The 13,828-nt window shown below is 56.1% G+C and carries 11 protein-coding genes and 1 pseudogene; 7 read left to right on the top strand and 5 right to left on the bottom strand.

What is annotated here, in order from left to right; translation table 11 throughout:
• Positions 1-232: 232 nt before the first annotated feature.
• A complete protein-coding gene (locus tag AVI_RS25835; RefSeq protein WP_015918219.1) occupies positions 233-895 on the bottom strand; it encodes a DUF7007 domain-containing protein in 663 nt (220 codons plus the stop codon).
• Between the two features lie 81 nt (positions 896-976).
• Entirely contained in the window at positions 977-2,692 is a 1,716-nt protein-coding gene (locus AVI_RS25830) for a ParB N-terminal domain-containing protein (RefSeq protein WP_015918218.1), read from the bottom strand.
• 497 nt (positions 2,693-3,189) lie between these two features.
• Between AVI_RS25830 and AVI_RS25825 the strand changes: the two genes are divergently transcribed.
• On the top strand, positions 3,190-4,644 hold the full coding sequence (locus AVI_RS25825; protein ID WP_015918217.1) for an ATP-binding protein: 1,455 nt from the start codon (positions 3,190-3,192) through the stop codon (positions 4,642-4,644).
• A gap of 158 nt (positions 4,645-4,802) precedes the next feature.
• Here the strand turns inward: AVI_RS25825 and AVI_RS25820 are convergent, their stop codons facing one another.
• Both AVI_RS25820 and AVI_RS25815 read right to left on the bottom strand, forming a co-directional pair.
• The gene (locus tag AVI_RS25820; RefSeq protein ID WP_041699663.1) at positions 4,803-5,060 is read right to left on the bottom strand and encodes a hypothetical protein; all 258 of its coding nucleotides are present in this window, start codon (positions 5,058-5,060) and stop codon (positions 4,803-4,805) included.
• A 218-nt stretch (positions 5,061-5,278) separates the two neighbouring features.
• Positions 5,279-5,950, bottom strand: coding sequence for a TetR/AcrR family transcriptional regulator (locus tag AVI_RS25815; RefSeq protein WP_139192544.1), 672 nt, complete (start codon positions 5,948-5,950; stop codon positions 5,279-5,281).
• A 336-nt stretch (positions 5,951-6,286) separates the two neighbouring features.
• Here AVI_RS25815 and AVI_RS25810 point away from each other — a divergent pair, with 336 nt between their 5' ends.
• The 6 genes and pseudogenes from AVI_RS25810 to AVI_RS25785 all read left to right on the top strand — a co-directional run bounded on the left by AVI_RS25810 (position 6,287) and on the right by AVI_RS25785 (position 12,625).
• On the top strand, positions 6,287-7,900 hold the full coding sequence (locus AVI_RS25810) for a peptide ABC transporter substrate-binding protein (RefSeq protein WP_015918214.1): 1,614 nt from the start codon (positions 6,287-6,289) through the stop codon (positions 7,898-7,900).
• Between the two features lie 53 nt (positions 7,901-7,953).
• Positions 7,954-8,877 (top strand): oligopeptide ABC transporter permease OppB, encoded by a 924-nt coding sequence (oppB, locus tag AVI_RS25805; RefSeq protein ID WP_015918213.1) that lies wholly within the window; start codon positions 7,954-7,956, stop codon positions 8,875-8,877.
• A 4-nt stretch (positions 8,878-8,881) separates the two neighbouring features.
• A complete protein-coding gene (locus AVI_RS25800; protein WP_015918212.1) occupies positions 8,882-9,808 on the top strand; it encodes an ABC transporter permease subunit in 927 nt (308 codons plus the stop codon).
• A gap of 1 nt (position 9,809) precedes the next feature.
• Complete coding sequence (locus AVI_RS25795) at positions 9,810-10,778, top strand: oligopeptide/dipeptide ABC transporter ATP-binding protein (protein ID WP_015918211.1); 969 nt, start codon at positions 9,810-9,812, stop codon at positions 10,776-10,778.
• Positions 10,775-11,755, top strand: a complete 981-nt coding sequence (locus tag AVI_RS25790; RefSeq protein WP_015918210.1) for an ABC transporter ATP-binding protein — start codon at positions 10,775-10,777, stop codon at positions 11,753-11,755. The genes AVI_RS25795 and AVI_RS25790 overlap by 4 nt, the downstream gene beginning before the upstream one ends.
• A gap of 152 nt (positions 11,756-11,907) precedes the next feature.
• Positions 11,908-12,625: pseudogene (locus tag AVI_RS25785) on the top strand (IS6 family transposase).
• A 138-nt stretch (positions 12,626-12,763) separates the two neighbouring features.
• Here the strand turns inward: AVI_RS25785 and AVI_RS25780 are convergent.
• Entirely contained in the window at positions 12,764-13,792 is a 1,029-nt protein-coding gene (locus AVI_RS25780; RefSeq protein WP_015918209.1) for a trans-3-hydroxy-L-proline dehydratase, read from the bottom strand.
• Positions 13,793-13,828 lie beyond the last annotated feature (36 nt).

Genomic DNA, 13,828 nt, shown 5'->3' with positions numbered 1-13,828 from the left:
CACCGCGCCCTCGACTTGGACAGACTTTTCGCTCTCACCCGGCTCGGTTGATCTACGTGCCGTGATCGGAACGCGGCCATGCGGTGCTTGCATTTCCACCGCGCCTTCGTTCGCGTCGTCCGCTCTGCCCGCCGGGAGCGGCAATCCTGCTGCCGTGCCCAGATCCTGCGATAAAGCTCGATGAAATCGATCACCTGATTTTCCGGAAGGTCACTGTCGCTAGGCGCGACCGTCATCGCCGCGCCGCCCAGGTCACAAAGCTGGACGGGCCATCATATGGCTCGTGCTTGGCTGGATCGATGACGAAGCCATGTCGGCCGATCACGTAGTCGGAGCGTGGAACCATAAACCGTCGTTCGCCGACCTCGCCTCGGATCCCACCCAAAGTCGCGAGACACTCGACGAGACCTGGCTGGTGATCGGAATTCAGGGCTGCGATGACCACCCAGTCGTGGCGATGTCGCTTTTCGAAATCTTGGGCGTCCCGCACGTGAGACTGACTGCCGTTCAGTATGACACCCATGACGCGCTCGTAGGCATCAGGGAAATAGTCTCGAAGCGTCCGATCGGCCACCCGACGTTCATAGGCGGTGAATAGATGCGGGAAAGCATGGGCGACCTTCGCCCATTCACAATCCTCCTCATAAAATTCGCCGTCATTCCGGAAGAGAGCATGGACGGCCGAATTGGCTTTCTCGGCCAGATGGAAACCGCCGTGACTGGCGGTAGAATGCAGAATGATCCCGTCGGCGAATTGCCGCGAAACCTGCGCCCTGCCCCATGGTGTCGAGGCTCCCGCTGGTATCGTCGGCCGCTTCAATGTCCGTAGCTCGGCCTCATGCGCCGCTTTTTCTGCGGCCGTATCTTCAGCCATGTCATCATGGATCTCTGCCATGACAAACTCCTTCTGATTGCTGGAAACAAAAACGCCGCCGGCATCAGCCAGCGGCGTTGGTTCAGATCCTTGTGCCTTGTGCTATTCGGCGGCCTCGCGGAAACCCTCGCCGGCCTCTTCCTCGACGGCGGAATGGTCAACCAGGTCACCACCCGAAAGCTGATCTTCGAGCGCATCGAGATCGTCGCGGACATCCTCCGATCCGCTATCGACGCTGGCAAAACGTCCAGCCCAGGACCGCACGTCGTCCGTGGAAGGCGCGAGCAGCGCTGCCGGATGCACCAGCTTGTCCTCGGCAAAATGCTCGACCAGAGCCGCGCGGGTATCCTTCACCTTGATCCGACCGGGCACGCCCGCCGTTTCTGCGGTCGTCTCCAGCGCAGTGCGTGAAAGGCATGAAAGGAAGTCTTCGGTTGCCATATTTGGCAGGAATTGATCAGCCCCGATGGCGTCGCCGGCAATACGCGCGATCAGGCCGCTATCGGAGCGATTACGCCGAAGAGACAGGACTTCGACCAGGACCGAGCGCGCAGCCTGCAGCAGTGTCTCACGATCGAAGGACAGCTTGCCGTCCTCGCCAATCAGCCTAGCAGCATGCGGGCCGCATTTCGCATGACCATAGGGATTGTCCGATGCACCGCTGGCAACCGTGACATTCATGCCGGTGAAGGCGAGAATGAGCAAAGCCATCAACGTGTCGTCCTCGATCGGTGCACGCGCGAGCGCCTCGTGCAGAGCGTCCGTCCGCAAGTCGCCGATCATGTCGAGACCCTTCTGGGTCACATCGGGCCGCACTTTCGGCGTCTCAACCTCCTCGACGATGGTTTCGACACCATCGAGATCCTTGACCAGCTTGGGCTTCTTAGCCTCGGGCATGCGGTAGGCAACCGACTGAACCGAGCCGTCTCGCGCGTTGATGTACCATCCGGTCAGGTCACCCTTGCCCGGCTTGCCGTAGACCTGTTGCGCTTTGGCAGGCAGCTTGGCCTGGCCGTATTCATTGGCCTCGATGACCGAACCGCGCTTGGGCAGATTGTTGGCCAGCCACTCCTGCTGCGCCCCGAGAAACGCCTCGACGTCGGTGGTATAGCGGCTGTCCTCATCGGCGGGAGCAAACAGGTCCTCGACCCAGGTGATGCCGTAAGCCTGTGCCAGATCGTCGCCGAAGCTTGCATGTTTGGCGAGCATCCGGGTCGTGGTCAGTGCGCGGGCAACCTCCCACCACGAAACCTGCGGGTCCTGCTTCTTCGGCTTGTACTTCTTCCACACCTCGGCCTGCTCATCCTGTCCGGCGGCGGCGATTGTGCGCAGTTGCTGCTCGTTCGGCATGTCACCGCGCGCCATCTGGTCGAGCATCGCGGGCAGGATATTGGCCAGAAACCGCAGCTTGCGGATCTGCCGGCTCGGAAGTGCCAGCGCCATGGCGATCGACTCCTCGGTCCATCCGAGAGCTACCAGCCGCTCGATGGCGCACCATTGATCGACCGGATTCAGCGGTTCGCGGGCGATGTTTTCGGCAAAAGACTGCATGGCGCCGAGATCGTCGGAGGGATCTGCCAGCAGCAGCGGGATTTCCACGAGATCCGCGGCGATGGCTTGTGCTGCACGTCGATGGCCGAAGACGATGATGTAACTGTTGCCGCCCTCCGGATCGAGTTTGACGATCGGTGGCTGCACGACACCGATAGCCCTGATCGATGCGCACAATAGCGCGTCGGACTGTGGTGAGGATTTCGACTGGCGCGACCGGTCGGGATTGTCCTTCAGACTGCGCGGATCGGCTGTAATCAACTGCATGGGAATGACCTCTTGAGCTTCGGGCGGACGGACTGTCCTTGCCTCCTCATCTTCTTTTCGAAGACATCTCCCGAACCGCAGGACGGGCCGGCGGCTGCAATTGCGCCGGAGCAGACCTGGCTTGCGAGGCAAGCTGGCCCGGTCTCGGCGACCGGCGCGATTGAGGGAACCGGCAGCCGTTGGGTCGACCTGCGAAGGGGTTCTGATATAAGGCCCTCATCATTCTCCCCTCCAAATCTTTGTTTTAATTTCACTTTTTTAAGCTGGAAGCTTGTTGTGTGTGTCGATTCCGACAAAAAGGGGATATAAAAATCCACTGTGAGACCCGAGTTGGGTATTCAGTCCAGACTGCCCTTCAGACAAAACCTAGATAAAAACTTGGCAATTTGCGCCGGTCAGATGCCGCTGTTTTTGTTCAACATTTCCCTAAGCGAAATCGTCGGCACGAGGACGAAACGCATCGAATCTGATATAAGGGGGATAAAAGGAGATCATGAATGCCGATCCACAATCCCTGCGCCCTGCTCGACCGCCTGCTGCAGGAACCGAACGAAAGCACATGGCTCGAATTCAAGGTCAACAACAAGGATCCACGTGAGATCGGGGAATACGTCTCAGCGCTTGCAAATGCCGCAATGCTAGCAGGGCGTGACCGCGCATTTATGGTCTTCGGCATTCGGGACAAAACGAGGGAACGGGTCGGTACCGACCTGCGCCTGCAGCAACTCAAGCATGGCAACGAAGACTTTACCAATTGGCTTAGCCGCATGATTGAACCGAGGATCATGCTCGATGTCGTGGATGTCGAATGTGACGGGCTGACTTATTCCCTCATAGCCATCGAGCCATCCTATGAGCGGCCGGTCAAATTCAGCGATGCGGAATTCATCCGAATTGGAGAAAACAAAAAGAAACTCTCCGATTTTCCCGAACACGAGAGATCTCTTTGGATTGCAACTGGCCGTCGGCGCTTCGAGAGTGCAGTCGCTGTTTCGAACGCCACCGCCGATGACATATTCGCCCAACTCGATCCCGAACCCCTCTTCGAGTTGACAGGCGATCCCCGCCCGAAAAATCCGGACGAAATTATTCGAAAAATGATTGAGTATGGATTCCTGCTGGATAACCTGGAAGGGCGCTACGACATCACCAATCTTGGCGCGATCATGCTTGCGCGCGATGTCACGCTGTTTCCGTCCATTGCCGGTAAGGCAGTACGCATTATCAAATATATCGGACGCGACAAATCCAAATCGGATTTCGAGCAGGAAGGTAAAAAAGGCTATGCAGTTGGCTTCACTGGGATGATGAGGTTCCTAATGGAACGTCTGCCCAAGGAAGAACGATACATCAATGGCGTCCGGCGCATGGTGCCGCACTTCCCGGAAACAGCAATCCGCGAGGTGATTGCCAATGCCATGATCCACCAGGACTTCATAGTCGGCGGCGTCGGCCCGGTTGTCGAGATCTACGAAAACCGTATCGAGGTAACCAATCCTGGAAACTCACTGATAGCCACAGACCGAATTCTTGACGAGAGACGCTCGCGCAATGAAAAACTCGCATCGACAATGCGCGCATTCGGTCTTTGTGAGGAGCGTGGCGGCGGTCTGGACAAGACGCTGATCGAAATAGAAGCTGATCACCTGCCCGCGCCAGATTTCATTTCCTCTGAAAACTCGATGCGGGTGGTTTTGTTCGCTCCGCGTGCATTTGCCCAGATGTCAAAAGCAGAGAAGATGCGGGCCTGCTTTTTCCATTGCGTTCTTCGATGGTTGACCCACGACTACATGAGCAACGCGACCCTGCGAGAACGCTTCTCGCTGGCCCCAGAGGACTATCAGGCCGTCTCCGCCATAATTGCCGAGTCGATCAAGCTCGGGCGGATTGCACCGGCCGATCCCGACCAAGGAAAGAGAAATGCGCGATACGTGCCCTACTGGGCAGTTTAAAAGCGAAAGGGCGCTCGACCCTCTTGGGGAGCGCCCTTCCAACCCGGACAGCTTCGAACGCGCGGCAATCGCCACTGCATGAAACCGTCGAAACGCGTGATGACCGGTAGATGTGTATGACCCGATCGCGTTTCAAGTGACGGTGGAAATGCCGCTGTTTACGCGGCTTCCTGGCGATCCTCCTCTGGTTCGTCGGCGGTTGCCGCCAGATCCCTCTCGATCTCGTCCAGTTGGCCCAGCTTGAGTTCGAGCTCGGCTTGGAATGAGAAGCTTTCCCCCAGACGCGGTGTGTAGGAGGCGAGGCGACGTTTCGCATCGGCGAGCCGATTGCGATAGTTCTCGCGCTCATGTTCAAACCCGCCGAGAGCATGTTCGAGCCGGGAGATCGCGCCAATCGGCGTCGTGGTCACGGACAAGTCGATCTCGTAATCGCCACCTGTACGTTGCAGCAGCGTGTCGTAGCGATAACCGTCCTTGCCGAAACGCTCGCTGTTGATTTCCGCGCTAAATTAATCACGTTTGTCGTTATGCACTGAGCCAGAACTTACGTTGAACTGATCAATCCTTTCAAATCACTACTAGTGGCAGACCGGATCAGGCCCAAGTGGAAATACGGCTCATTTCTAAGCGAAAATCAACACGCTGGGCTATGAGAGCTTGCCGAGGCTGTCAGGGTGGGCGTGATCAGCGTGATCGTCAACACGATCTGTCGCTCGATCGCGATTTGATCATCCGTGCCTGTCAAACGCCAATAACTCCAATTGGCGTTGACGAGCGTGTAAAGGCTGATACCCAGATCAAAAAGTTGCTCATGCGACCAGGTTGAGCCAAGATGGGACAACAGCTCCACGTAGTTTGAGGCAACCAACCTTGCATGCTGCTGGGCAATGGGAAACAGGGTCTCATAATAATAAGCAGCATCAACAATGGTGCGGTCCAGCCCGATCGACAGCTGGTAAACCCATGTCTCACGAATAAGTGCAGCCAATTGGATCTGCCAGTCATCTGCCTCGATTTTTTCTGATCCGGCTTCCAGAAAAGCCCGCACCTGCGCCAACTTTTCCTCATAGATTTCGGCAATAATGGCTTCCTTGTTGGGGAAGTAGTCATAAATCGAGCCGACCTTAATACCAGAATGGGCAGAAACGGCATTGGTGGTCACGGCGCGCACACCCTGTTCACGCATCACGGCATGGGTCGATTCCATAATCGCCATCTTCATTTTTTGTGATCTTGCCTGAACCGGCCTCCGTTTGGTGCCCGTATTCCCTACCTCTGCCATACCGTTACCCCCGTCATCACTCACCTGCAATCATACATCGGATAAATATCCGTCTTGCGCAAAGGAAAAAACCGGATAATCATTCGGATTATATGAACGCCTTCTTTCTGTCGCAGGTGGAAAGACTTTCCGGAGAAATACATGCGGCGATAGCGCAACTTTTGCGATGCATACACCTTCGTACACGTCGCAACAATCCCCTGTAATCCGTAGGAATATCATCTTAAAAGATGTTTCTAAAGTAAATTGGGCGCAGCGTTAAACGTACTATAAATCGAATGAAAACAATCGTGTGAAAGGCAAGTCCATATATTTCTGCTCTGCCTTGCCTTCATCGACAAACAAAAAAGGGGAACAAAATTGAGAAAACTTCTTTTGCTGACAACCTGTCTGGCCTTTTCATTTTCCAGTCTTTCCTATGCTGACGCCGGCACGAAGAATGGCGAGAAGCTAGCAGCAAACCAGACTTATACCTATAGGGTACTGGATTCTTTCAAGACGCTGGACCCGCAATTAAATGCAGACACGGATGGGTCTGACGCTCTTCGCAATCTGTTTGAAACTCTGATGAATGAGGATACGCAGGGCAATCTGGTTCCCGGCGCAGCATCAAGCTACGATGTATCGAGCGATAAGATGCTCTACACATTCCATCTGCGGCCCGAGGCAAAATGGTCCGATGGCACGCCCGTCACCGCAGGCGATTTTGTTTACGCTTGGCAACGGCTGGCCGATCCCAAGACAGCCTCTGAATATGCCTCCTATCTTGAAATGATGCAGGTGGAAAACACCACAGACATCATTGGCGGCAAGAAGCCGCCGCAGGAGCTGGGCGTGAAGGCCGTGGATGACCATACATTTCAGGTCAAGCTGATCGCACCCATTCCTTACTTCGTGAAGATGACGGTGAATGCCTCGATGTCCCCGGTCAAGAAATCGGTGATCGATAAGTTCGGCGACGACTGGACCAAGCCGGGCAATCTGGTTGGCAACGGCGCCTATGTTTTGACCGAGCATGTTCCCGGCGAAAAGCTGGTGATGAAGCGCAACCCGAACTATTGGAACAACGCCAATACCGTGCTCGACACGGTCACAGCTCTGATTATCAACGATGGCAATCAGGCCATGACCCGTTATCTTGCCGGGGAACTTGATGAAGTCGGTATTCCTACCGGTCAGTATCCGCGCATGAAGAAGGATTATCCGGATCAGGCGAAATCCACACCAAGGTCCTGCACCTATACCTACCTCTTCAATGTCTCTGAAAAGGGACCGGCAGCCCTGAAAGATGTCCGCGTGCGGCAGGCTCTGTCCTACGCCATCAACCGCGATGTGATCGTCAACAACATTCTCCAGGGCGGCCAGAAACCGGCTTATAACTGGGTGCATTGGGCCACCGCTGGTTTCAAGATGCCGGATATTGCTGCCGCGCATATGACCCAGAAAGAGCGGGACGACAAAGCGGTCGCGCTTCTGAAAGAAGCTGGCTATAGCCCTGACCATCCGCTCAACCTGACACTGAGCTACAACACGGATGAAGGCCACAAGAAGATTGCCATTGCCGTATCACAGTTCTGGAAGAAAGTTGGCGTCAACCTCACCTTGACCAATATGGAATGGAAGGTTCTGACCGATAAGCTGAACCATCAGGATTTTGAAGTGTCGCGCTATGCATGGTGCGGTGATTACAATGAGGCTTCGACCTATCTGGATGTCTTCACATCCGCCTCCGGCAACAACTATGTCAAATATTCCAATCCGGCCTATGACAAGCTGTTGAAAGAAGCAAAGACCGCAGCCGATCCGCAGCCGCTTTACACCAAGGCCGAGGAAATTCTGGCGGTAGATGCGCCCCATGCGCCGATCTATCAATATTCCAACGTGATGATGCTGAAGCCGGATGTTCGGGGTTACCCTGAAAAAAGCGTGATGGGCAACTGGTACGCCAAAGACATGTACCGCGTGGCCAAATAATGCTGTAAAGGGCAGCACACCATGTGCTGCCCCTCTTACCGGGGCGATCCAGAATGTTAGTTTACGTGTTAAGGCGTCTGGCGGTTGCCATACCGACGCTGCTGATCCTGATTATTACGTCCTTCCTGCTGATGAAAGCGGCGCCCGGTGGGCCATTCACAACAGAGAAGGCGCTAGCGCCGGAAATTCTGGCCAATCTCAATGCCAAGTACGGGCTTGATGCGCCGCTGTGGCGGCAGCTTGTCACTTACGTCTGGGGCGTTGTTGTCCATTTCGATTTCGGGCCTTCCTTTATTTACAAGGACCGCACGGTCAATGAGATCATCGCGCAGGGCTTTCCCGTTACCCTGACCTATGGCTGCATCTCCTTTGTGGTGGCTGTTTTGATTGGCGGTGCCCTCGGCATCTGTGCTGCCGTTTGGCACAATAGCTGGCTGGATTATCTGGCGGTTGGGGTCGCCATCGGCACCCATGTGCTGCCAAGCTTTGTGCTGGCACCCATTCTGGTTCTGATCTTCACCCTTTGGCTTGGCTGGTTGCCGGGCGGCGGCTGGGAGGGTGGGCAATGGCCCTATCTGATCATGCCGGTGATTTCACTCTCAGTCTTGTTCATTGCCTCCATCTCGCGGCTCACCCGCTCGTCTATGCTGGAAGTGCTGAATGCCAACCACATCCGCACTGCCCGCGCCAAGGGCCTACCAGCACGGGTGGTGATTTTTCGCCACGCGCTCATTCCGGCGCTGCTGCCAGTGATTTCCTATCTCGGGCCTGCCTTTGTCAGCATGATCACCGGATCTGTGGTGGTGGACATGTATTTTTCAACCGGCGGCATTGGCAAGTTTTTCGTCGATGCGGCGCTGAACCGTGACTATGCCGTGATGATGGGCATAACCATTCTCATCGGCGGCCTGACAATTCTGTTCAACCTTGTGGTCGATCTTCTCTATGCGTGGATTGATCCGAAAATCCGGTACTGATGCGATGATGGTTGATAGAGCGCAGATGGAAAAGCTTGCGACACGAATGAGAGACGAGACCGTCAGAGGCCGCTCCCCATGGGCCGATGCAAGACGGCGCTTCATGCGCAACAAGGCCGCGATTGCGGGCCTGATTGGTCTCTGTCTTGTCGCCGTTTTTGCCCTTTTGGGCTCTTATCTCGCCCATTGGTCGAATGATGAGCTGGATTTTTCGGTGATGGGGCAGGTGGTTGATCTTGGCCGTCCATCATTTGAAAATGGTCACTATTTTGGCACCGACGATCTGGGCCGCGATCTGTTTGCCCGCACCGTACAGGCAACTCAAGTGTCCATGTCGGTGGCGCTGATTGGCAGCCTGATTGCCGTGGTGGTTGGCACATTGTATGGTGCGATCTCCGGCTACGCGGGCGGTATTGTCGATAGCATCATGATGCGCACCGTCGATATTTTGATGGCCATTCCCTACATGTTTGTGCTGATTCTGCTGCTGGTGATGTTTGGCCGTTCCACCACCATTTTGTTCGTGGGCATTGGCTTGATGTCGTGGCTGGATATGAGCCGCATTGTGCGCGGTCAAACCCTGAGCATCAAATCCAAGGAATATATCGAGGCAGCACAGGCCACGGGCGTGTCATCCATCAAGATCATCTTGCGGCATGTCCTGCCCAACCTGATGGGCGTGGTCACGGTCTATGCCACCTTGCTGGTGCCGATCATGATCATGACAGAGAGCTTTATCAGCTTCCTTGGCCTTGGCATTCAAGAGCCGTTGACCAGTTGGGGGGCGATGATTTCTGAAGGGGCTGGCAGCATGACCCATGGCACCTTGTGGCAACTGGCGGCACCGCTGTTTTTCTTCATTATCACGCTGTTTTCCTTCTATTTCGTTGGAGACGGTTTGCGCGACGCGCTGGACCCGAAGGATCGCTGATATGACCCTGCTCAAGATTACCGATCTCTCTGTGGGTTTTGATACGCCAGACGGCCAAGTGAAGGCCGTACAAGGCCTGAATCTGACACTCAATCGCGGTGAAACGCTTGGGATTGTTGGCGAAAGCGGCTCTGGCAAAAGTCAGGCCTCCTTTGCCATCATGGGGCTTTTGGCGCGCAATGGCAGGGCCTCCGGCTCGGTGCTGTTTGACGGTCAGGAAATCCTCAATGCGCCTGCCGCAGTGCTCAACCCCATTCGCGGCGCGCGCATTGCCATGGTGTTTCAAGACCCGATGACCTCGCTCAACCCCTATATGCGCATCTCCGATCAGATGGCTGAGGTGCTGATCTATCAAAAGGGTATGTCCAAGCGCGATGCCATGGTGGAATGCATCCGCATGCTGGATGCGGTGAAAATCCCCGATGCCAAATCCCGCATCCGGCTTTATCCGCATGAATTTTCCGGCGGCATGCGTCAGCGGGTGATGATTGCCATGGCCCTGCTCTGTCGCCCCGATCTATTGATTGCCGATGAGCCGACCACTGCCCTCGATGTGACCGTGCAGGCGCAGATCATGGGGCTGCTGCGCGATTTGCAATCCGAATTCGGCATGGCAATGATTTTGGTCACGCACGATCTCGGTGTGGTGGCAGGCTCCTGCGAGCGGGTTCTGGTGCTTTACGGTGGCCGGGTAATGGAAACGGGACCAGCGGAAGCGCTGTTTGCATCGCCATCGCATCCCTATACCCAAGGCTTGCTGCGCGCCATTCCCCGTGTGGATCGCGAGGATGAGAGGCTGCGCACCATTCCCGGCGTGCCGCCAAATATGATGAACATGCCGCGTGGCTGTCCCTTTTCGCCCCGGTGCGATTATGTGATTGCCGAGTGCAACGTTGCACCGCCTCCGCTTGAAAATTTCGCGCCAGATCGCGCCCGCGCATGCACACGCCCCGTGGAGGAATTGGTATGAGCACAGCACCACTTCTCAAGGCTGAGAACCTGCATGTGACCTTTGAGCGCAAAACTGGCGGTTTTCCATGGCAGAAGCCGCGTATCCTGCATGCCGTCAATGGCGTGAATTTTGAGCTGCGGGCTGGCGAAACGCTGGGCATTGTCGGCGAATCCGGCAGCGGAAAATCCACCCTCGCCCGCGCCATCATCCGTATGCTGGATGCCTCGGGCAGCGTGATCTGGCAGGGCAATACGGATCTTTTGCGCCTGTCACCACGAGAAATGTTGAAACATCGCGCTGATATCCAGATGATCTTTCAAGACCCTCTGGCCAGCCTCAATCCGCGCATGACAGTGGGCCAGATCATTTCAGAGACGCTGATCACCCATCACCACGGCCTGTCCTCCAAGGAGATCAAGGCGCGGGTGCAGGCGGCCATGGATCAGGTAGGCCTGCTGCCCAGCCTGATCAACCGCTATCCGCACGAGTTTTCCGGCGGTCAGTGTCAGCGCATCGGCATTGCCCGCGCCTTGATTGTCGAGCCAAAGCTGATCATCTGCGATGAGCCGGTCTCGGCGCTGGATGTATCCATTCAGGCGCAGGTGATCAACCTGTTGATGGATCTGCAAAAGAATCTGGGGCTGGCGCTGATTTTCATTGCCCATGATCTGAGTGTCGTCAAACACATCTCAACACGGGTAATGGTGATGTATCTTGGCCGCACGGTCGAGATTGCCGATCGCGATACGCTCTATGCCAATCCGCAGCATCCCTACACGCAGGCGCTGCTCTCTGCGATTCCCATTCCCGATCCCAAGCTGGAGCGCGAAAAGATCGTGATCCCGCTGGAAGGGGAATTGCCAAGCCCGATGTCTCCCCCTTCCGGCTGTGTGTTCCGCACCCGCTGTCCACGCGCCGAAGACCGCTGCGCGGCGGAGGTTCCGGTTTTGCAAGGCGACGTGCACGCGGTTGCCTGCCATTTTCGGGGAGCGTGAGGAGTTGTGGGGGCCGGATAGAACGGAGCACGCCGCCGCCATCGAATTTGGATGGGTCCGGCGGGTGTGAAGAGGGCAAAACGGGCGGCAGGGGACGCGGCACGGCATCGTAACGTTAACCGGACATCGATCAAAATGAGGAATCTGGCTACATGACCAGATCTAGCCGTGATCCTCTTTATCGTCGCCACCGATTTCCAGCGGAAGTGATTGCCCATGCAGTTTGGCTGTATTTCCGGTTTCCGCTGAGCCTGCGTATGGTCGAGGATCTGCTGGCACTGCGTGGCATCATCGTCTCTCATCAAACCGTTGCAGTTCTGGGCTGAGAAATTCGGCAGACACTTTGCCAATGATATCCGCAAGCGATCTGCCGGCAGGCTCGGTGATAAGTGGCATCTCGATGAGGTTGTCATCACCATCGGTGGAAAGAAACACTGGCTTTGGCGCGCCGTTGATCAGTATGGCTTTGTTCTCGACGTGCTGGTGCAAAACCGCCGCAATGCCAAGACGGTAAAACGTTTGATGCGCAAGCTCCTGAAAGCCCAAGGCCGTGCGCCGCGTGTGATGATTAACGACAAACTACGATCCTATGGTGCAGCAAAGCGGGAGGTCATGCCCGGCATTGAGCATCGTTCTCACAAGGGATTGAACAATCGGGCGGAAAACTCTCATCAGCCCGTCCGACGACGGGAGAGGATCATGAAGCGCTTCAAGTCAACACGACATCTTCAGCGTTTCGTTTCCATCCATGACCCGATCACCAACCTTTTTCACATTCCCCGCCACGATATTCCATCCGTCCACCATCGCGAACTGCGAACCGAAGCCATGCAAGCATGGCACCAAATCGCACGCCTTCACGCCGCATGAACTAATTCCTCACGCCCAGATGTTGCGTTCAAGGCGATAAGTTTACAGTGCCGAGCAACCAAATAAGCGTCCCATCAAAGACTGAATGATCACCTGTCGCTGAACGCTGCAACAACGCCGTGATAGCCCTGTCTTGGTTCAAATCGCTGGCCAGGTATCCGAAAGCTGGTAGCCTGACGGCCACGGGTCTGTCGGGTCGAGCATCAACTGGGACACTCCGGTTATCCAGGCGCGGCCGGAAATGACGGGGCGAATGGCGCTAAGCCCCCCAATCTCTGTAAGAGAGTCGATGTGGCACTTGAATTCGGAGTCAATGATCGAGCGCCCGATATAGGTCTCACCAATTCCGATTTCTCCCCGCGCATGCATGACGGCAAGTCGGGCAGAACAGCCGGTTCCCGTTGGAGAGCGATCGATCTTGCCGGGACGGATCGCAACGGCGCTCTTGCCAGTCAGGATGCCGTTTTCGCGCGTGATTGGCGTAGTCATCTGGCAGAAGGAGATATGGTTCCAATCCGCATTACACGGATGCACGAACCCGAGCTGTTCATTGGCGGCAGCGGTGATCTTCATACCGAGTTCCGCCAGTTCCCTCGCCTCGTCGGGCTTGAGCGAGAAGCCGAGGCCGATCGCATCGACAATCACGAAACTGTCGCCGCCATAGGCGGTATCGACCGTCAGGGTGCCGAGCCCCTCGACTTCCAGCGCGGCGGCGAGCCGTGTTACGAAAGAAGCCACATTCAGCACATTGATCCGCTCGGCCTTGCCATTGGCACATTCTGCCGTCACCTCGATGACACCGCCTGGTGCTTCCAGGACCATATGCGTTAGCGGTTCCTGCATCGAAATGATGCCGCTGTCGAGAATGGCGGTCGAAACACAGATAGAGTTCGAGCCTGACATCGGCGGCGTGTCGGCTGGCTCCATGATAATGAAGCCCATCTGGGCGCGCGGGTCTTTCGGCGGGACCAGCAGATTGACATGCCGGAACACCCCGCCGCGTGGCTCATTCAGCACAAAGTTTCGCAAGGTCTCGTCGCTGGCAATAAAACGCGACTGCTCCCAAAGCGTGTCACCCGGTGGGGGTGAGACGCCACCGACAATCACATCGCCAACCTCCCCTTCCGCGTGGACCCCGATAACATGAATAACCTTGTTGGTACGCATTCGAACGTTCCCTTAATTGCTATCTGTGGTGGACCC

It is taken from the genome of Allorhizobium ampelinum S4 (assembly GCF_000016285.1).
GTDB classification, from domain to species: Bacteria; Pseudomonadota; Alphaproteobacteria; order Rhizobiales; family Rhizobiaceae; genus Allorhizobium; species Allorhizobium ampelinum.
The sequence above is the reverse complement of the archived record's forward strand: the minus strand, read 5'-3'. Positions and strand labels throughout refer to the sequence as shown.

Coding starts and splice junctions, on each gene's coding strand:
- AVI_RS25790 (WP_015918210.1), top strand. CDS start 10,775: ATGAGCACAGCACCACTTCTCAAGGCTGAGAACCTGCATGTGACCTTT.
- oppB (WP_015918213.1), top strand. CDS start 7,954: ATGTTAGTTTACGTGTTAAGGCGTCTGGCGGTTGCCATACCGACGCTG.
- AVI_RS25800 (WP_015918212.1), top strand. CDS start 8,882: ATGATGGTTGATAGAGCGCAGATGGAAAAGCTTGCGACACGAATGAGA.
- AVI_RS25795 (WP_015918211.1), top strand. CDS start 9,810: ATGACCCTGCTCAAGATTACCGATCTCTCTGTGGGTTTTGATACGCCA.
- AVI_RS25825 (WP_015918217.1), top strand. CDS start 3,190: ATGCCGATCCACAATCCCTGCGCCCTGCTCGACCGCCTGCTGCAGGAA.
- AVI_RS25780 (WP_015918209.1), bottom strand. CDS start 13,792: ATGCGTACCAACAAGGTTATTCATGTTATCGGGGTCCACGCGGAAGGG.
- AVI_RS25830 (WP_015918218.1), bottom strand. CDS start 2,692: ATGCAGTTGATTACAGCCGATCCGCGCAGTCTGAAGGACAATCCCGAC.
- AVI_RS25835 (WP_015918219.1), bottom strand. CDS start 895: ATGGCAGAGATCCATGATGACATGGCTGAAGATACGGCCGCAGAAAAA.